Source organism: Acinetobacter sp. YH12132, assembly GCF_013418645.1.
GTDB classification, from domain to species: Bacteria; Pseudomonadota; Gammaproteobacteria; order Pseudomonadales; family Moraxellaceae; genus Acinetobacter; species Acinetobacter indicus.
This window is the reverse complement of record NZ_VPBR01000007.1, coordinates 74,732-93,923: the sequence shown is the minus strand read 5'-3', so window position 1 is coordinate 93,923 and position 19,192 is coordinate 74,732. Positions and strand designations below refer to the sequence as shown.

The 19,192-nt window shown below is 49.9% G+C and carries 15 protein-coding genes; 10 read left to right on the top strand and 5 right to left on the bottom strand.

The genetic code is table 11. The features are described from left to right. The first annotated feature begins 24 nt into the window (after positions 1–24). The 4 genes from ilvD (at position 25) to FTU67_RS09370 (ending at position 3,963) form a co-directional block, all read left to right on the top strand. Complete coding sequence (ilvD, locus tag FTU67_RS09385; protein WP_180061678.1) at positions 25–1,710, top strand: dihydroxy-acid dehydratase; 1,686 nt, start codon at positions 25–27, stop codon at positions 1,708–1,710. Between the two features lie 79 nt (positions 1,711–1,789). Then, positions 1,790–3,112 (top strand): hypothetical protein, encoded by a 1,323-nt coding sequence (locus FTU67_RS09380; RefSeq protein ID WP_180061677.1) that lies wholly within the window; start codon positions 1,790–1,792, stop codon positions 3,110–3,112. After that, positions 3,093–3,380, top strand: coding sequence for a chorismate mutase (locus FTU67_RS09375; protein ID WP_075174684.1), 288 nt, complete (start codon positions 3,093–3,095; stop codon positions 3,378–3,380). Before FTU67_RS09380 ends, FTU67_RS09375 begins: the two co-directional genes overlap by 20 nt. A 406-nt stretch (positions 3,381–3,786) precedes the next feature. Next, positions 3,787–3,963, top strand: a complete 177-nt coding sequence (locus FTU67_RS09370) for a hypothetical protein (protein WP_005181183.1) — start codon at positions 3,787–3,789, stop codon at positions 3,961–3,963. A 243-nt stretch (positions 3,964–4,206) separates the two neighbouring features. On the opposite strand, the gene FTU67_RS09365 is transcribed toward FTU67_RS09370, so the two are convergent. The 3 genes from FTU67_RS09365 to FTU67_RS09355 form a co-directional block, all read right to left on the bottom strand. After that, on the bottom strand, positions 4,207–5,517 hold the full coding sequence (locus tag FTU67_RS09365) for a solute carrier family 23 protein (protein WP_005181189.1): 1,311 nt from the start codon (positions 5,515–5,517) through the stop codon (positions 4,207–4,209). A 299-nt stretch (positions 5,518–5,816) separates the two neighbouring features. Then, positions 5,817–8,501, bottom strand: a complete 2,685-nt coding sequence (gene ppc, locus FTU67_RS09360) for a phosphoenolpyruvate carboxylase (protein WP_104472326.1) — start codon at positions 8,499–8,501, stop codon at positions 5,817–5,819. A gap of 139 nt (positions 8,502–8,640) precedes the next feature. Continuing rightward, the gene (locus tag FTU67_RS09355; RefSeq protein WP_160232189.1) at positions 8,641–9,252 is read right to left on the bottom strand and encodes a TetR/AcrR family transcriptional regulator; all 612 of its coding nucleotides are present in this window, start codon (positions 9,250–9,252) and stop codon (positions 8,641–8,643) included. A gap of 153 nt (positions 9,253–9,405) precedes the next feature. On the opposite strand from FTU67_RS09355, the gene FTU67_RS09350 reads away from it, so the two are divergent. The 4 genes from FTU67_RS09350 to dnaJ all read left to right on the top strand — a co-directional run bounded on the left by FTU67_RS09350 (position 9,406) and on the right by dnaJ (position 15,380). After that, complete coding sequence (locus FTU67_RS09350; protein WP_075167670.1) at positions 9,406–10,506, top strand: efflux RND transporter periplasmic adaptor subunit; 1,101 nt, start codon at positions 9,406–9,408, stop codon at positions 10,504–10,506. Between the two features lie 2 nt (positions 10,507–10,508). Beyond that, the gene (locus FTU67_RS09345; RefSeq protein WP_180061676.1) at positions 10,509–13,655 is read left to right on the top strand and encodes an efflux RND transporter permease subunit; all 3,147 of its coding nucleotides are present in this window, start codon (positions 10,509–10,511) and stop codon (positions 13,653–13,655) included. Between the two features lie 131 nt (positions 13,656–13,786). Next, positions 13,787–14,164, top strand: a complete 378-nt coding sequence (locus FTU67_RS09340) for a hypothetical protein (protein ID WP_005181203.1) — start codon at positions 13,787–13,789, stop codon at positions 14,162–14,164. A gap of 106 nt (positions 14,165–14,270) precedes the next feature. Then, positions 14,271–15,380, top strand: a complete 1,110-nt coding sequence (gene dnaJ, locus FTU67_RS09335; protein WP_005181205.1) for a molecular chaperone DnaJ — start codon at positions 14,271–14,273, stop codon at positions 15,378–15,380. Between the two features lie 72 nt (positions 15,381–15,452). On the opposite strand, the gene FTU67_RS09330 is transcribed toward dnaJ, so the two are convergent. Then, positions 15,453–15,725, bottom strand: a complete 273-nt coding sequence (locus FTU67_RS09330; protein WP_180061675.1) for a hypothetical protein — start codon at positions 15,723–15,725, stop codon at positions 15,453–15,455. Positions 15,726–15,978: 253 nt separating this feature from the next. Here FTU67_RS09330 and dapB point away from each other — a divergent pair, with 253 nt between their 5' ends. Beyond that, positions 15,979–16,800, top strand: coding sequence for a 4-hydroxy-tetrahydrodipicolinate reductase (gene dapB / locus FTU67_RS09325; RefSeq protein WP_075167666.1), 822 nt, complete (start codon positions 15,979–15,981; stop codon positions 16,798–16,800). 56 nt (positions 16,801–16,856) lie between these two features. After that, positions 16,857–17,501, top strand: a complete 645-nt coding sequence (locus FTU67_RS09320; protein ID WP_016658891.1) for an START domain-containing protein — start codon at positions 16,857–16,859, stop codon at positions 17,499–17,501. 98 nt (positions 17,502–17,599) lie between these two features. On the opposite strand, the gene FTU67_RS09315 is transcribed toward FTU67_RS09320, so the two are convergent. Then, complete coding sequence (locus tag FTU67_RS09315; protein WP_180061674.1) at positions 17,600–19,054, bottom strand: capsule assembly Wzi family protein; 1,455 nt, start codon at positions 19,052–19,054, stop codon at positions 17,600–17,602. Positions 19,055–19,192 lie beyond the last annotated feature (138 nt).

The following is a 19,192-nucleotide window of genomic DNA, read 5'->3' as shown; positions in this document are numbered from 1 at the left end:
CAGTGATCGCCAAGGAAGAAACCAATGAGTAAAGATAATATCCGCGAACATTCCGCCCCGGTCTATGAGGGCATTGAAAATGCACCGGCACGTTCCATGATGCGCGCCACCGGCTTTCAGGATGAGGATTTTACGCGTCCTTTTATCGGGATTGCCTCAACCTGGGCCAATGTCACGCCGTGTAATATGCATATTGATGGGCTGGCGCGTGAAGCCGAAGCCGGGGTCAATTCCGCTGGCGGTAAGGGGATTATCTTTAACACCATCACCATTTCTGACGGGATTTCAAACGGCACCGAGGGCATGAAATATTCGCTGCTGACCCGCGAAATTATTGCCGATTCGATTGAAGCCGTGGTCGGCTGTCAGGCCTATGATGGGGTGATTGCCATTGGCGGCTGCGATAAAAATATGCCAGGCTGTATTATGGGGCTGGCGCGTCTCAACCGTCCGGGGTTGTTTGTCTATGGTGGCACCATCAAGCCGGGCGCAGGCCATACCGACATGATTTCGGTATTTGAGGCCGTGGGGCAGCATGCCAAAGGCGAAATTAATGAAATTCAGGTCAAACAGATTGAAGAAGTGGCCTTGCCGGGACCGGGATCGTGCGGCGGCATGTACACCGCCAACTCGATGGCCTCGGCGATTGAAGCCTTGGGCATGAGTTTACCGGGTTCATCGGCGCAGGAAGCGGTGTCTGAAGACAAAAAAATTGACTGTCAGCGTGCCGGTGAAGCGGTAATGAACCTGCTGCGTCTGGACATTAAACCGCGCGACATTATGACCAAAGCCGCGTTTGAAAATGCCATTAAAGTGCTGATTGCCCTGGGTGGTTCCACCAATGGCGTGCTGCATTTACTGGCGATGGCACATACGGCCGGGGTTGAGCTGAGCCTGGATGATTTTGTCCGCATTGGTCAGGATATTCCGGTGGTGGCCGATGTACGTCCATCGGGTCAATACCTGATGTCTGAACTGATTGCGATTGGCGGGATTCAGCCGCTGATGAAACGGATGCTGGATGCCGGCATGCTCGATGGTTCCTGTCTGACCGTGACCGGTAAAACACTGGCCGAAAATCTGGCGGATGTTGAAGACTATCCGGAAGGCCAGCAGATTATCCTGCCATTTGATGCACCGGTGAAAAAAGATTCGCATCTGGTGATTTTAAAAGGCAACCTGTCACCAACCGGTGCGGTGGCAAAAATTACCGGTAAAGAAGGGCTGTATTTTGAAGGCCCGGCACGGGTGTTTGAAGGTGAAATTGGTGCCATGCGCGGTATTCTTGACGGTCAGGTGCAGCCGGGCGAAGTGGTGGTAATTCGCGGTGTTGGTCCAAAAGGCGGACCGGGCATGCCTGAAATGCTAAAACCGACCTCAGCGATTATTGGTAAAGGCCTGGGCGATGCTGTGGCCCTGATTACCGATGGCCGTTTCTCTGGCGGCAGTCATGGCTTTGTGATTGGCCATGTGACCCCGGAAGCCTATGAAGGTGGGCCAATTGGTTTGGTGAAAAATGGCGATAAAATCTCCATCAATGCCGAAACCCGTGAAATGACCTGGCATGTGTCTGAACAGGAAATTGCCGCGCGTCAGGCGGCCTGGGTCAAGCCAAAACCAAATTATACGCATGGTGCACTGGCCAAATTTGCCCGACTGACCTCAGGGGCAGAGACTGGCGCCGTGACCGATTTAAATTTGGATGTGTAATTGATCATTTAAGATCAAATTGTTATAAACCGGTGTAGTATCTTTTATTGCACCGTTTAATCCTTTAGAGGCTCAGCTCATGTCACTGTTACGCCGTTGGTTTGATCCAATCCGATCGAGTTGGTTTTATCAAAAACCGTCTCGTCAAGCGGTGTTACCGATTGAGCAGGGCCTCAGTATTCATCTGCGTTTAGATGATGTGTATAGCTATCTGGCAGTGCAGGAACTGCCACAGCTTGAAGAAATTCTCTCCGATGCCTTAAAGCCGTTAAAGGTAATTATTTCCAGTGGCAGTGCAGAGCCGCCGAACCAGATGTCGGCGCTGGAATGGCAGAACTATTGCCTGAATGATGCACAGATCCTGTCCAAGCAGCATCGTTTCAGTTTTCATGACACCCCGGAACAGCCGACCCCGGAAGCCTTGGCACAGGCCGAAACCATCTTGCGGCATACGCCTTTACGCGGTCAGGATTTTCTGTATTTGCTGGAAGATGTATTCCATATGCTCTGGCAAAAGCAGTATGGCAAATTGCGCACCCTGTATGCCATGGCCAGCCGCCATCATCAGGAACAGCATTTTTCGGAACGGATTTTTAATCAGGATGCCATTCTTGCCAGCTATTTCGAATTTGGTGGCCGTCAGTATCATGCGGTGGATGATTTGTTACGCCTGACCCGACGCCTAAAACAGCAGAAGCTGCTGACCGGCAATCCGATTTTCCTGATTAATCATATTGAATGGCGTGAGCATTTAATTAATGATGCCGAAGCCTTAAATGAAATTCAGCGTATGGACCCGGAGCTGGATTTATATATTGCGCTGGAAGATCCGATTTCCTGGCTGCTGCTGGCCTATATTCAGGAAGAGCTGGCCAATTATTATAATATTCATTTGAATGTCTATCCGCTCAGTTATCAGGGCCGTGACCTGTTTGACTGGAGTCTGGCGACCCGTTTATCCAAACGCACCGAAGTCGCCTTTACCCCGTTTTGCCGGCCGACCCAAGATGCCACCTATCAGATGGCGCGACTGTTTTATAGCGTGCCGGAAGAGCAGCGTATGCAGGCCATTCACCGAATTTTGCAGGCGGTGTGGACCCAGGGCAAAGACCTGTCTTTTAAAGCCCATTTCGAGCAGTTACGCCGTGAGCTGAACATTGTTGAACTGAGCAGTGCCGATATTGAACAGTATCTGAAAGACAATGACATGCTCTGTGAAATGAAGTCTCAACCGAACTTACCGGTGCTGGAGCTGCGAATTGACGGGCAAAGTTATGTGTTTAATAGCCTTTATCGCGTCTGGATGATTGAAAGTATTTTCAGTAATGTGTTAGAAGAAAAGTACAAAAGTGAAAACGAAGCTGAAAATGACATCTTACAACATGAAAAAAGAGAAAGTTGAGTCGCTGGAACAGGCTCGCGCACAGATTGATGTGATTGATAGTGCTTTGGTGGAGCTGATTGCAGCGCGTCAATATTATGTCGATCAGACCACCCGTTTTAAAAAATCAGAAACCGATATGCAGACCCCGGAACGCCAGACCCAGATTCTGGAGCGTTTGCGTAGCCAGGCCACCAGTTTAGGACTTGATGCTCAGCTGATTGAACAGCTGTACCAGACCATGTTCCAGCACTTTATTCAGCGTGAACTGAAACAGTTTAGACCTTAAAACCGATAACAATTAAAAACGCGCTGGCACTCTGTTTTTATCACAGTAGGCTGGAATGATCTTCCTGGTGTGGCCAGCGCTTTATTTACTTGTCTTTAATCGTCAGCCAGAACCATAAAAATCCGCACTCGGCAGGTAAGATGAATCTGGGAGGTTATTTCGCTTCAAGATCAAGGTTGGTTGAAAAACAAGCGAATCATCTAACTTTAATTTAAAAATAAACCGATGGCGGTATTTTGCGCAAAGCTAGAGCCCGGCAGGCTTTGCGCGCGTCTATAGTTTTTTGGTAAACTAAATCTATTGATTTTATTACATATTTTAACACGATAGATTTGACTTAATTGAAAATGTATATATATTGTATATACATCTTTTTGTTAAAGCGTCTTTATTTTGGAGTGAAGCAATGAGCGAGCAAATCAAAAAAATAAAGACAGGCAAAAAAGATGGACAACTTTTAATTCGTATTAATAGTGCTGAACGCGATGAATTTATTCATTTGTGTGAAGAACTGGATACTAGTGCTGCTCGTGAATTAAGAAAATTTATTCGTAGCTTTGTGAAACAGCACAAGCGCGAATAGCCTTACTAGGGAGTAATACCATGGCGAAGCAAGTTAAATCGTTAAAGCAAAAAATCAAAGCACGTTTGAAAAAGATTTCAAAACATCAGGGCAAATTGAAACAGCTGCAAAAAGCCCTGAAAAAGCAAAAATAATTTAATTTTGCCTTGAAACCTGACTGCTAGCGTTTAGGTTTCAGATAAAAAAACCGAAGCCGGTACTGATCATACCGGCTTCGGTTTTTTTGTATATTAGTCAGGGCAGTTATACTTTTTCTGATTTTTCGCCCAGGCTAAAGAACAGGTTCAGTAACAGTGCGGCAAAGGTCGCCGTCCCAATACCCCCCAGGTTAAAGCTGCCGAATTGCAGGGCAAAGTCACCGGTACCTAAAATAATGGTCACTGCCGCCACCATCAGGTTTTTGTTTTTCGAGAAGTCGACTTTGTTTTCAATCCAGATTTTGGCTCCAGCAATGGTAATCAGACCAAACACCACAATTGAGGCACCGGTTAAAATCGCGCTTGGAATGGTATGAATAATGGCACCAAACTTAGGCGATAAACCCAGGAAAATGGCAAACACACCGGCAACTGCAAAAATAATGGTCGAGTAGACACGCGTTACCGCCATCACGCCGATATTTTCACCATAGGTGGTCATGCCTGGCGCACCGACACCACCGGCTAAAGTCGTGGCTACACCATCGGCAACAAAGGCTTTACCAATATGCGGGTCCAGGTTTTCACCGGTCATGGCACTCACCGCTTTAATATGGCCCAGGTTTTCTGCCACCAGAATCAGCGCTACCGGGGCAATGATCAGCATGGCATTGACTTCAAATTCCGGACCATGGAAGGTTGGCAGGCCAAACCATGCCGCCTGCTGGATTGGGGCAAAGTTAATCGGGGTGCCATAACCCATGACATTACTGACAATAAAGTAAACCAGATAGGCCAGCAGCAGACCCACCAGGAGCAACAGGCGCTGTAACAGTCCTTTGGTAAATACCGCAATTGAACCCATACACAGCACTGTAACCAGCGCCATCCACATATTAAATGGATTACCGGCCACGCCTTTGACGGTGACCGGTGCCAGGTTCAGACCAATGATCATCACCACTGCACCAGTGACCACAGGTGGCATTAATTTTTCAATCCAGCGAGTACCGGTGGCCATGACCAGAAAGCCGAGCAGGGCATATAAAATACCGCAGGCAATAATCCCGCCGGCTGCCACCGCAATATTTGGGTTGGGTCCGCCCGTGCCGGATGCTGCATAACCGGTCGCAGCAATTACCACCCCAATAAAGGCAAAGCTGGAACCTAAATAACTTGGAACACGACCACCGGTCATAATAAAGAACAGGATGGTACAGATCCCGGACATCAGAATGGCCAGGTTCGGGTCAAAGCCCATCAGGAAAGGCGCAAGTACCGTCGCACCAAACATGGCAAACGCGTGCTGAACCCCCAGGACCACAGTTTGCGCAGGTGGAAGATACTCATTGGTACCTACAGGACGTGCATCGATACTGCCTTGATACGGGCGCCATTTGGGAAACCAATTGGACATATTTTGAGCACTCTAAAGACAAATTGTGCCAATCATACTCCTGTTTTTTAAAAGATTTAATCGGAGATACAAAATTTTTGTTCAAATTAATTCTATGACTTTGCTTTATTTTTTACCGCAGGGTAAAAATTTTTCAATATAAAAACAGTATGAAATCAGTAGATTAATTCATCGACTTTGGCTGGAGGGAATGTATAAATAATAATTATTTTATTCATAAAAAAAGAAATGACAGCTTTATGACTGCTTAAAAATACAGCACATGCAGAACATGTGCTGTATGTTTTTGCCAATTTGACTTAGCCGGTGTTGCGTAATCCGGCGGCAATACCGGCAATGGTGACCATTAAGGCATGATCTACCGGACTATGTTCGGCCTGCTGGCTGTTGAGATACTGGCGGCGGCGTTTCATCAGTTCGGCCTGCAGCAGATGTAGCGGCAGCAAATATGGTTTACGCACTTTCATCGACTGATCCAGTACATCATTACTGCTGAGTAGCTGTGACTCACCTTTCAGCGCCAGCAAGGTCTGGACTGCATCTTTCAGGCGTTGACGCAGCTCGGCACCCAGCGCTTTCAGTTCTTCATCTTCAGTCAGATGCGCCTCATAGTAGAGCGCAATATGCCCATCGGCCTTGGACAGAACCATCTCCAGCATATCCACCAAGGTCTGAAAATACGGCCATTCGCGCAGCATTTCTTCCAGCAGCGCCTGCTGGTCTTGGGCAATCACCTGGTTAATAGCCGCACCGGTGCCCAGCCAGGCTGGTAGCATCAGACGAATCTGGGTCCAGGCAAACACCCAGGGAATGGCACGTAGCGATTCAATGCCGCCGCTGACTTTACGCTTGGCCGGACGTGAACCAAGCGGCAGCATTTGCAGCTCCAGTTCCGGGGTCACGGTACGCAGGTATTTCACAAAATGCGGATTTTCCCGCACGGTCTGGCGATAGACCTGCACCGACAGGTCAGTCATGCTGTGCATTAACTGGCGCCATTCCTGTTTAGGAACCGGCGGTGGCAGCAAGGTCGCCTCCAGTGTTGCAGCGGTATAGATTTCCAGATTCTGTAAGGCAATTTCTTCCAGACCAAACTTGAAGCGGATCATTTCGCCCTGTTCGGTGACGCGAATCGCCCCGGAAATAGAACCCGGTGGTTGTGAGAACAGGGCCTGCTGGGTCGGTGCCCCGCCACGGCTGATAGAACCACCACGACCATGGAACAGGGTCAGCTGAACCCCATGCTGCTGCGCCACAGCGGTCAGTTCTTCCTGGGCACGATACTGGGCCCAGTTGGCCGACATAAAGCCGGCATCTTTGGCCGAGTCGGAGTAGCCAATCATCACTTCATGTTTGCCCTGAATATGCTGTTTGTACCAGTGCATGCCAAACAGGGTGTGCATGGTATTGGCTGCGCCGTCCAGATCTTTCAGGGTTTCAAACAGCGGCACCACGCGTAGCGGCGTTTGAATACCGGCTTCTTTTTGCAGCAATAACACCGCCAGCACATCACTTGGATATTCGGCCATGGAAATAATATAGGCACCTAGCGATTCCGATGGCTGTTCGGCCAGAGTCCGCATGGTGGCAAACACTTCCTGCACATCCGGATGTTCAATCAGGCTCTGTTTCGGTTCCTGCAGGTATTTAGGCAACAGCGGACGTTTGCTTTGCAGTTCCTGTAGCAGGAAATTCTGCCGCGCCTGTTCGGTCCAGGTTTCAAAATTGCCCAGCCCAAGATACTCGGTAATTGCCGAAATGGCCTGACGATGGCGACCAGATTCCTGACGGATATCCAGTTTGAGCAGTTCAATTCCGAAACAGTTGACCCGGCGAATGAAATCCAGCAGCTTGCCATTGGCAATTTCTGGCATGTTGCAGGCCATTAACGAGCGGTGACATAACAATAACGGGGTCAGCAGTTCCTGTTTGCTTTTAATCACCTGGCTGTCATCAGCATCCAGGCCTTGCAGCTTTTGCGCCAGCCAGTCACGGGTGGCGGTCAAACGCTGGCGCGTCTCACGTAAATATTCACGATACGGTTCAGGATGCGGCGTACCAATGGCAGCCAGCAGCTCCGGACTGCATTGCTGGATTGACAGTTCCCAGCGCAAATCTTCAATATCGCGCAGGTACAAATCGGCGGCTTTCCAGCGCGAGAGCCACAGCACTTCCTGGGTCACCTGATGGGTCACATTCGGGTTGCCATCGCGGTCACCGCCCATCCAGGAGGCAAAGCGCAGCGGTGCAATTTCCAGCGGCAGCTGCTGGCCACACTGGGCCTGCACCATACTGTCCAGTTCCCGGATAAATTTAGGCACAGCATTCCACAGCGTCTGTTCAATGGTGGTAAAGCCCCATTTGGCTTCATCAATCGGGGTTGGACGATGCTGACGAATTTCATCGGTCTGCCAGGCCGAGCTGATCAGCTGTTTCAGCTCTTCCAGTACCGCCTGACGCTCACGCGGCGTCAGTTTCTGCTGGTCAAAAGCCGACAGGCAGGCATTGATGCCATCATATTTCTGAATGAGGGTGCGGCGGCTGACTTCGGTCGGATGCGCGGTTAAGACCAGTTCAATATTCAGCTCGCAGATCTGCTGGAACAAGGTCTCGGCAGAAATATCGTGCTGCTGGAATTTCTGAAACAGATGATCGAGTGGATTCGGGGAGGGCGCGCTATCATCAAATTCGCTCTGGCGGCGGCTACGCACCACATGATACTGCTCGGCAATATTGGCAAAATTTAAAAAGTGGGTAAAGGCACGGGTCAGCGGCAGAATTTCTTCATCTTCCAGACTGGACAGCAGTTGTTCGAGTTGTTTTTCTGCTTCAATCTGGCCATCACGGGCGCCTTTGGCCAGCGCACGAATCTGTTCGACCTGATTAAACAAATCTTGTCCGGCGTGCTGTTTCAGGGTATCGCCCAGTAAATTTCCCAGCAGACGCACATCTTCGCGTAATGGAGCAGCAATTTGTTGAATCATTTTTTTCCCTCTCCAGAGTTCCTGTTTTGACTATACCCGGAATTCGTGACAATCCAAGCCAAGATAAGGCGAAAGTCGGATAATTTTTATCCGGAAGCGCTGCAAGAAAGCCGGTTTTGTTCAAGGCTTAGGCAGCCAGTCACTTGGAGATGGCTTGCAGGAACAGCTGGATACTGGACTGGATCAGCTGCTGCTGTTCATCGGCGGCCGGAATCGGACGGATGCCGAGCAAAATTTCATGATGGCGCTGACCGAGTAACAACGACAACATCAACTGGATTAACTGTTCTAGCGGCATCTGCTGGATAAAACCTAAATCAATGGCCTGCTGGAAAAAGTGCTGCCAGACTTGGTTCAGCTTTTGATGCGAGGCCTGATAAAACTGCTGTAACAGCGGACTTTGCTGTGAGGCCAAATCGAGCAGCAGATATTCCAGCTTGATGGCTTCGGGTAAATAGACAATTTCCAGGGACAGCGCACACAGCTGCGCCAGCGCCTGCTGGAAATTGCTGTCGGCACTGAGCTGCGGCGGACGCGCCATGATCAGGGCTTCACAGGTATCTTCAATGGCACAGGTAAACAAGGTGGCCTTGTCCTGAAAATGGTTATAGACCGTCAGTTTGGTCACGCCGGCATCGCGGGCAATTTCATTCATGCTCGAACCATGATAGCCCTGCTTTAAAAACAAGGATTTAGCCGATTCCAGAATGCGCTGGCGTTTTTCGAGATCTTTGGGACGTCCGACGTTCATTTGCTGAAAATATCCTAAATAAAATAAAAACAGTCATTGTGTTTTGCTGTTTCTTGCAATTAATGTACTCATCGGTATATTAATTAAAAATTGATCATTTTTAATATATTGCTATTTTGCCTGAAAAACATCTGACAAATAAGAGTCAACCGCATGAGCACGATTAACACGGTAGTTCTCAGCCTGATCCTGGTGTGTAGCACCCTGGTCGGTTGCAGCAAGGACAGCGCCAGCACTGAACAGAATATTCCCTATGTGATGGTGGCCCAGCCCACCTCCAGTCATCAGGCACAAAAAAGCTATGCTGGTGAGGTGCAGGCGCGTCAGCAGACCGCGTTGGCCTTTCGGGTGGGCGGTCAGGTGGTGGAACGCTATGTCGATGTTGGCGATCAGGTCAAGGTCGGGCAGGTGCTGGCACGTTTAGATGTTAAAGATGCCCAGTTACAGCTGAATGCAGCGCGCGCCCAGCTCGACAGTGCCCAGTCGGCTGCCAAAATTGCCCAAGATGAATTGCAACGTTTTCAGCAGCTGTTGCCAATGAATGCGGTTAGCCGCTCGCAATACGATGCCATCGACAATCAGTACAAATCTGCTGTGGCAGCGCTGAAACAGGCGCAGTCCAATTATGCGGTGGCGCAGAACCAGACCGTATATAACCGGCTGGTGGCCAATAAAAACGGGGTGATTACCGCACGCAATATTGAAGTGGGGCAGGTGGTGGCAGCCGGTCAGGCAGCCTATCAGCTGGCAATTTCCGGTGAACGTGAAGTGGTGATTGGCGTGCCGGAGCAGGCCATGAGCCAGATTAAAGTCGGTCAGCCGGCTACGGTCACCTTATGGTCACAGCCGGATCAGCGCTTTGAAGCCTATGTGCGGGAGATTTCACCGGCAGCTGACCAGTCACGTACTTTTAGTGTCAAGGTGGCGCTGCGTGCTGCCAATCCGGCCATCCAGCTGGGACAAAGTGCGCGGGTGTTTTTAAATGGCAATGCACAGCAGCAGCTGACCGTACCGCTGTCCAGCGTCTCGGCCAATGGCCAGCAGGCCTATGTCCTGGTGGTGGGTGCCAATCATCAACTACGTAAAGTAGATGTGCAGCTGGGCGCTTATGGCCGTGACAGCGTACCGGTACTTAGCGGGCTGAAGCCAACGGACTATGTGGTGGTGGGTGGGGTACATCTGCTGCGCGACCAGCAAAAAATTCATCCGATTGACCGGGAAAACCGTGCCGTCAAGCTTCAGGCAGGGGGTTAAGCATGAGCGCACCGCTAAACTTTAACCTGTCGGAATGGGCCTTAAAAAACAAGGGCCTGATTCTGTATTTCATGCTGCTGCTCGGCATTATTGGCATGTATTCCTATTCCAAGCTGTCGCAGAGTGAAGATCCGCCGTTTACCTTTAAGGTGATGGTGGTGCAGACCTACTGGCCGGGCGCAACCGCCAAAGAAGTCTCCTTGCAGGTCACTGACCGGATTGAAAAAGAGCTGATGACCACCGGGCAGTACGAGCGGATTCTGGCCTATTCACGTCCGGGAGAATCAATGGTGACCTTTATTGCCAAAGATTCGCTGCGTTCCGGGCAAATTCCGGATATCTGGTATACGGTACGCAAGAAAATCAATGATATCCGGCATGAACTGCCCCAAGGCGTGCAGGGACCGTTTTTTAACGATGAATTTGGCGATACCTTCGGCAATATTTATGTGCTGACCGGTGAAGATTTTGACTATGCCACCTTAAAAGAATATGCCGACCGCCTGCAGCTACAATTGCAGCGGGTCAAGGATGTCAGCAAGGTCGAACTGATTGGCCTGCAAGACCAGAAAATCTGGATTGAACTGTCTAATACTAAAGCGGCCCAGCTCGGTATTCCGGTTACCGCCATTCAGCAGGCATTGCAGCAGCAGAACAGCATGGCCAGTGCCGGCTTTTTTGAAACCGAAACCGACCGGATTCAGGTCCGGGTCAGTGGCCAGCTAAACAGTGTTGAAGCCTTGCAGCAGATGCCGCTACTGGTCAATGGCACCACCATTCAGCTGGGTGATGTTGCTGAGATTTACCGCGGTTTTAGCGATCCGGCCCAGCCGCGGATGCGTTTTATGGGCGAAAACGGGATTGGCATTGCCGTGTCCATGCGTAAAGGCGGCGATATTCTGGCGCTGGGGGAAAATCTGGCCAGCGAATTCCAGCGGCTACAACAGACCTTGCCACTGGGCATGCAGCTGCAAAAAGTCTCGGATCAGCCGGTGGCGGTCAAGCACAGTGTTAATGAATTTATGAAGGTACTGGCCGAGGCGGTGATTATCGTGCTGCTGGTCAGCTTTTTCTCGCTCGGTTTTCGTACCGGTCTGGTGGTGGCTTTTTCGATTCCGCTGGTGCTGGCAATGACCTTTGCCGGCATGAATCTGTTTGATGTCGGCTTGCACAAGATTTCCCTCGGTGCCCTGATTCTGGCGCTGGGTCTGCTGGTGGATGATGCCATTATTGCGGTAGAGATGATGGCCATTAAAATGGAGCAGGGTTATAGCCGGCTTCAGGCGGCTGGTTTTACCTGGAAAACCACCGCTTTTCCAATGCTGACCGGTACCCTGATTACCGCGGCCGGCTTTTTACCGATTGCCACGGCCGCGTCTAGTACCGGTGAATATACCCGCTCCATCTTCCAGGTGGTGACCATTGCCTTGGTGGTGTCCTGGTTTGCCGCGGTGCTGTTTGTGCCGTATCTGGGTGATAAACTGCTGCCCGATTTCAATCAGCAGCCACAACAGGCCAGCTGGTATCAGCGCCTTTGGGCACGTCTGCGCAAGCAGCCCGCTCCAGCACCTGTGGTATATCATGCTGGAGAGCAGCATGATCCGTATCAGACCCGTTTTTATCAGGGCTTTCGCCGCTGGGTCGATACCTGTGTGACCTACCGCAAAACCGTGATTGCCGCTACGGTAGGCATTTTTGTGCTGTCGATTTTGATGTTCAAGCTGGTACCGCAGCAGTTTTTCCCACCCTCAAACCGGGCCGAAATTCTGGTCGATCTGAAACTTGAAGAAGGCGCTTCGTTAACAGCCACCGAAGCCGCAGTACAAAAGGTCGAGCAGTTCCTGGCCAAGCAGGAGGGGATTGATAACTATGTGGCCTATGTCGGCACTGGCTCGCCGCGTTTTTATTTACCGCTGGATCAGCAGTTGCCGCAAACCAGTTTTGCCCAGTTTGTGGTGCTGGCCTCATCGCTAGAAGACCGGGATGAAATTCGCCGTTCGCTGGATGAGCAGATTCGTAAATTATTGCCGGAAGCGCGTACCCGGGTGTCGCTGCTGGAAAATGGTCCGCCGGTTGGCTATCCACTCCAGTTCAGGGTCTCCGGTGAAGATCTGGCTCAGGTACGGCAATGGGCGCAGCAGGTCGCAGCTCAGGTCGATGACAATCCAAACACCACCAATGTGCATCTGGACTGGGGTGAGCCAAGCAAGGTCATTCATTTGCAGATTGATCAGGACCGGGCACGGCAAATGGGCGTCAGCAGTGTTGATCTAGCTAATTTCCTCAACAGTTCCATTCTGGGCAGCGCAATTGACCAGTACCGGGAAAAACGTGAACTGATTGAAATCCGCCTGCGCGGTGATGCAGCCGAGCGGGTCGATGTTGGTTCGCTCAGCAGCCTGGCAGTGCCAACCGCACAGGGCAATAGTGTACCGCTGGCCCAGATTGCCCAGATTGAATACCGTTTTGAAGAAGGCCTGATCTGGCACCGTAACCGTTTACCGACCATTACCGTACGGGCTGACATCAGCAGCGGTTTACAGCCAGCCACAGTGGTGGGGGAGCTGAGCGAACCCTTACAGCAGATTCGCAGCCAGTTGCCAAACGGCTACCTGCTAGAAGTCGGCGGGACGGTGGAAGAATCGGCGCGTGGGCAAAGTTCAGTCAATGCCGGTATGCCGCTGTTTTTGGCGGTGGTGTTTACCCTGTTGATGCTGCAGCTTAAAAGCATGTCACGGGCCTGTATCGTGTTTTTAACCGCGCCGCTTGGCATTATTGGGGTGGTGCTGTTCCTGCTACTGTTCAATAAACCTTTTGGCTTTGTGGCCATGCTCGGCACCATTGCGCTGTCGGGGATGATCATGCGTAACTCGCTGATTCTGATTGACCAGATCGAGCAGGATATTCAGGCCGGTGAAGCGCCGTGGGATGCGATTATCAATGCCACGGTGCGCCGCTGCCGTCCAATTGTGCTGACGGCACTGGCCGCCGTGCTGGCCATGATTCCACTGTCGCGCAGTATTTTCTTTGGTCCGATGGCGGTGGCCATTATGGGCGGATTGATTATTGCGACCCTGCTCACTTTATTCTTTTTGCCGGCCCTGTATGCGCAGTGGTTTAAAGTGAAAAAAAATCAGAATATGGCCTGATTTTGTGTCAATATAAGGTGCGAAAGCTTGAAAATTTCAATATAGTAGCACCTTCATTTTTACAATTTTCAATAGGTAAATTTACTGCATATTATAAAACCAAACATGCAGTAAATGGGGTTAAAGCACACATGCAGCAAGATAGCTTAGCCAAGTTACGTCGTTCGATTGCTCTTTCTTACGTCTTCATGTTTTTCGCCCTGTTTACCTTAATTAGCGCCATTTTTGCCTACTGGCTGGCCCGTAAAGTGGTGATGGTCGATCAGACTGAAGTCTGGTTACAGGCCCAGGCACTCTGGGTCATGCGCAATGTCATGATCTACTCCATTTTGGCGGTATTTGCTGCCCTGTGGTTTATTCCGCTATTTTTTTATGCCTGGAATGATGCCACCTGGGTCACTGCGACCACCATTGCCGGTGTGGTGTTCAGCGCCATTGCCTTCTTATATTTACTTAATGCCTGGATCAAAGGCTTAAGTAAATTCATGAAAAACAAGGCGGTGTTTTAAGCAGCCTAAATTTTTTTCGCTGCCTGCCCTTGTAAATCTGGGATAAACCCCAATTTCAGACCTCAGTTGAGTCTTAAATAAAATTCCGTGAGGAGCATCGCCAGACATGGCTAAACGTGATTATTATGAGGTTTTGGGTGTTGCTAAAACCGCTAGTGATGATGAAATTAAAAAAGCCTACCGTAAGTTGGCGATGAAATATCATCCGGACCGTAACCCAGATAACCTGGAAGCTGAAGAAAAATTTAAAGAAGCTTCAGAAGCCTATGAGGTGCTGTCGGACAGCGAAAAACGCAGCATGTACGACCGTATGGGCCATCAGGCTTTTGAAGGCGGCATGGGCGGTGGCGGCTTCGGCGGTGGCTTTAGTGCCGAAGATATCTTTAGCCAGTTCGGCGATATTTTTGGGGGGGCCTTTGGAGGCGGTGGCCGTCAGCAACGTGCGCGCCGTGGTTCGGACCTGCGCTATGTGATGGAACTGACCCTGGAAGAAGCGGTTAAAGGGGTGAAAAAAACCATCAGCTTTACCGCACCTGCACCGTGTGATGCCTGTGATGGTAAAGGCTCGCAAAATCCGAATGATGTTGAAACCTGTAAAACCTGTCATGGTGCCGGTCAGGTACGTATGCAGCAAGGTTTCTTCTCGGTGCAGCAGACCTGTAGCACTTGTCGTGGCCAGGGTAAAATCATCAAGAACCCATGTAACAAATGTCATGGTTCAGGGGTATCTGACCGTCAGCAGACTTTGGAAGTTACCATTCCAGCCGGTGTCGACAATGGCGACCGCGTACGTTTAACCGGTAAAGGTGAAGCGATCCGTGATGGTCAGGCCGGTGACCTATACGTAGAAGTGGTGGTGCGCGAGCATGAAATCTTCCAGCGTGATGGTGCCGATCTGTATATGGATGTGCCGGTTTCAATTGCCGATGCCGCACTGGGTAAAGAAATTGAAATTCCGACGCTGGATGGCCGGGTGAGCCTGAAAATTCCGGAAGGTACCCAAACCGGTAAACTGTTCCGTCTGCGCGGTAAAGGCGTGAAACCGGTACGTACCAGCATGGTCGGCGATCTGCTGTGCCGTATTGTGGTAGAAACCCCGGTGAACCTGACTTCGCGTCAGCGTGAATTACTGAAAGAACTGCAAGCGACGCTGGATGGCGATAACAACAATTCGTCACCAAAGAAAAAATCATTCTTTGACCGTCTGTTTGACTAAGCCAGTTTAAACAGCGCGCTCAAACACAAAGGGAGATGAACATCATCTCCCTTTTTTATGGCGAGTAAAAAATTAAACCCCTTCCACAGGGTCAATTTCTGCCACCAGCGCATCGTCCTGAGATACAGCCATCTCGGTGCTCTGTTCGCTTTGTTCTTCTTCAATTGCATCAATTAACGCCACTTGTGCTGCTTCTTCTGCCGATACTGCTGGCTGTAAAGTGGTGGTAATGCGGACCTGAGACAGGCTTTCCAAGGTATCACCCGGTTGTAATGGCGGTTCTGCCCAAGCCGAGCTCATCAGTGGCCCCATACACACTGCCATCCCCAATTGTTTCGAATGCATGCTTGATCTCCTTATAATCTCTATTCTATTCTATTCATTCGTGACGGCTAGTCTGCTGTAGCAATTTTGCACTTTTGTGAAAAAACGCGAGAAATCAGAACTTTCTTTTCAATTTCTATTTTTAAATTACCGGGTGCGCGGGTTACGGTTGAGCCATCTTAGTTTTTTTCGGCTTTTTTAGACTGCCGGCTTAGTCTGGGCAGGGAGTTTTGATATAGTAAGGACAATTTCGAATCAACATCAGGAATATGTTATGTCAGCAACTCCACGCATTGGTGTATTAGGTGCCGGTGGCCGTATGGGACGCATCCTTATTCAAGCCGTTGAGCAGGCCGGTTATCAACTTGCAGCTGCGGTGGAACGTCCGGAAAGTAGCTTAATCGGTGCAGATGCAGGCGAGCTTGCGGGCATTGGCAGTCTGGGTGTGAACGTGGTCGGCAGTCTGGAAGAGGTGGTAAAGCAGTGTGACGTTGTCATCGACTTTACTGCACCGGCAGCTACTGTAAACCATCTGAAAATCTGTCGTGAAGCAGGCGTGGCAATTGTGATTGGCACTACCGGCATGAATGATGAACAAAAAGCCTATCTGGATGAATCGGCAACGCAAACTCCGGTGGTGTATGCGGCGAATTATTCTGTCGGCGTCAATGTTTCAATTAAGCTTTTAGAACTTGCTTCTAAAGTATTTGGCGATACGGTAGATATTGAAGTGATTGAAGCGCACCATCGTCATAAAGTCGATGCGCCATCTGGTACTGCTTTAATGATGGGTGAAGCGATTGCAGAAACCCTGGGCCGTGACCTGAAAAAAGATGCAGTCTATCATCGTGAAGGACATACCGGTCCGCGTGAGCGTCAAAGCATTGGTTTCCAGACCATTCGTGGCGGCGATATTGTCGGTGAACACACCGCCATGTTTATTGGTGAAGGCGAGCGCGTAGAAATTACCCACAAAGCCACCAACCGGATGAACTTTGCTGCTGGCGCCGTGCGTGCTGCTGCCTGGGTGGTCGGTCGTGATGCGCGTAAATATGACATGAAAGATGTCTTGGGTTTTAACGATATTCAAGTTTAAAACCGCTGTAAAATCCGTTATAACAACACTAAAACTAAAATAAGATGAACAATGGAATGAAAAAATGGATTGTATTGGCCGGTGCGCTCGCCATGGCGGCGAGTGTACCCGCCCAGAATTTGCAGAATGCCAAACTCAATATTCATAAAAATAATATTAAGGTCTGGACCTATCAGCATCCGCAAAACCCGGTGTTCCTGTACAAGGCAGAAACCACTTTTCCGGTCTCGATTGAAAAGGCCGCTGGCCTGATTCTGGATGTGGAGCATGCCATTAGCTGGGTGCCGTATATGGGCAGCGTAAAGGTACTGTCGCGTGATGACCAGAAAGGCGAGTTCCTGCTGTATATGGTGCTGGACTTTCCTTTTCCGTTAAAAGACCGCGATCTGGTGGTCAAAGGCAGAATGTTTAAAGATGCCCAAGGCGTGATTCATATTCAGAACAAAGCCGTCAGTCAGGGTTATCCCTTAAACCCGAGCTATGTGCGTTTAACCCATTATGAAGGCGACTGGACCTTTCAAAAACTGGGCGCCAACCGGGTCAAGGTCTCTACCTATGGCTATGCCGATCCAGCCGGTTCGATTCCAACCAGTTTTGTGAATATGTTTGTGCAGCAGCAGCCTTATCAGATGCTGCAAAAAATGAAACTTGAGCTGAGTTTGCCGGGCCGTGAGCGACCCTTACCGGCGATTTTAAGATAAACAAACCCGTCTGGTGCTAGACGGGTCAGGTATCAGCAGACTCAGAAAGCGTATTGAAATAGTGCTGATCTGAGTCTTTAAAACGAGATTTAACGGCCTTAGTAGCTAAACAGTCCTTTTTCCAGCGGGAATTCAATGCCGATTGAGGCACCGCCATCTTGACCATGCAGGTCTGAATCTCCCAGCCAGCCATTCAGTTTAAGTGGAATATCCGGACGTAGATAATGTGTCCAGGTGATATCTAAAGCTGTTAGCTCATCTTGCTCAGGAAAAGCATAGTTTGTTTGACGGCTACCTGGTCGATTGGCTGCTTGATCAAATTTAGCAAACAGCACCCGGCCATGCAGACGGTTTAAAGGATCAAAACGGATATCACCGCCCACAGCAATCATCTGGCCATCACCACCCATTGCATGTGCTAATGGGTAACCATGCTGATAGAAGCCATCGGTATAAACACTATGATTATAGGAAATCCCTTGTGCCTTGCCATTGGTACGCGTGTCAGCCCATTCGGTATATAGCTGGTAGGGCATATTCTGATAGCTTGATGAATAGTCTACCCCAGCCAGATACATTTTTTTCGCGGGCAGGCCACCGGCTTCATCTTCACCGACATACTGGGCATAGACCCCTAGCGGCATTTGCACTAAAGGTTGCAGGTTTAAACGCGCATCAAAACCGGCAATCTGGTTGGATGGGTTGACTGTATCCCCATAGACATTATCTTTACCAATGATTGCATCCCATAAAGAATCAAAGTTCTCCGGACGTCCTTCACCACCCCACTGAATGGCGCGTGAAGCCCCCAGTTCCAGATAGGGAAGCGGTTGAGCAGTAACACGCAGCCCAATCAGTTTGGTATCTGGGACCGCATCATAATTGTCCAGCTGACCGGCAAAGGCCTGGTACTGCCACGGCCCAATCCAGGACAGCCATTTGCTGCTAAAAGCAGTCTGTTCTGCCCGCTGCGCCGTAATGCCATAGACTGGGCGGCTGGCATCGCCACGAATCAGACTCCCCTCATGACCGGGTCCCCAATACGTTGGAATCTGACCGGCAATCAGCCACTGATTCCAGAGTTTCCCGGCAATATAAGAGCCTTCAACATTCACATCCTGATCATGATCAATCTGTGGGTCTTTTTCAGCATTGACCCGTAATCGGGCATCCCATTGGCTACCGCCAGCATTCAGTTCCAGACCAGCCTGATATTGTGATTTTTCCTGATCAGCAAAGGCTTGAGGCAGATACTTATGATCAGTTTCTGCAAACAGCGCAGCTTTCAGAAGTTGATTATCGGCATTTAAATGAGTGAGGACTGCATCCACTACTTTTTGCTGGACAGGGGTGCTGATTTTTGCCTGAGACAGGGCACGCTGAATTTCATCGCCACTCATGGGCCAGGTGGAAGTACTGATCTGAATCACCCCTTGCTGATTCAGCCAATTCAGGTCGGTACGCAGGTTCTGGTCATTCAGCACAATCCCTTGGGCAAAGGTCAGGGATGAGCTGAGGGCAAGGGTCGCAAGCAATATTTTTGATAGACGCATTTTTGATTCTCAGGAGTTTTTTGCTCTCCACACCATAGGCGGACGAGTTTATTTTTTCAATGCAAACTGTTGAGTAGAGTTGTAATCTGGAAAGATTAAAAATCCCGCCGTAGCGAGATTTTTAAAGCAATCGGTCAC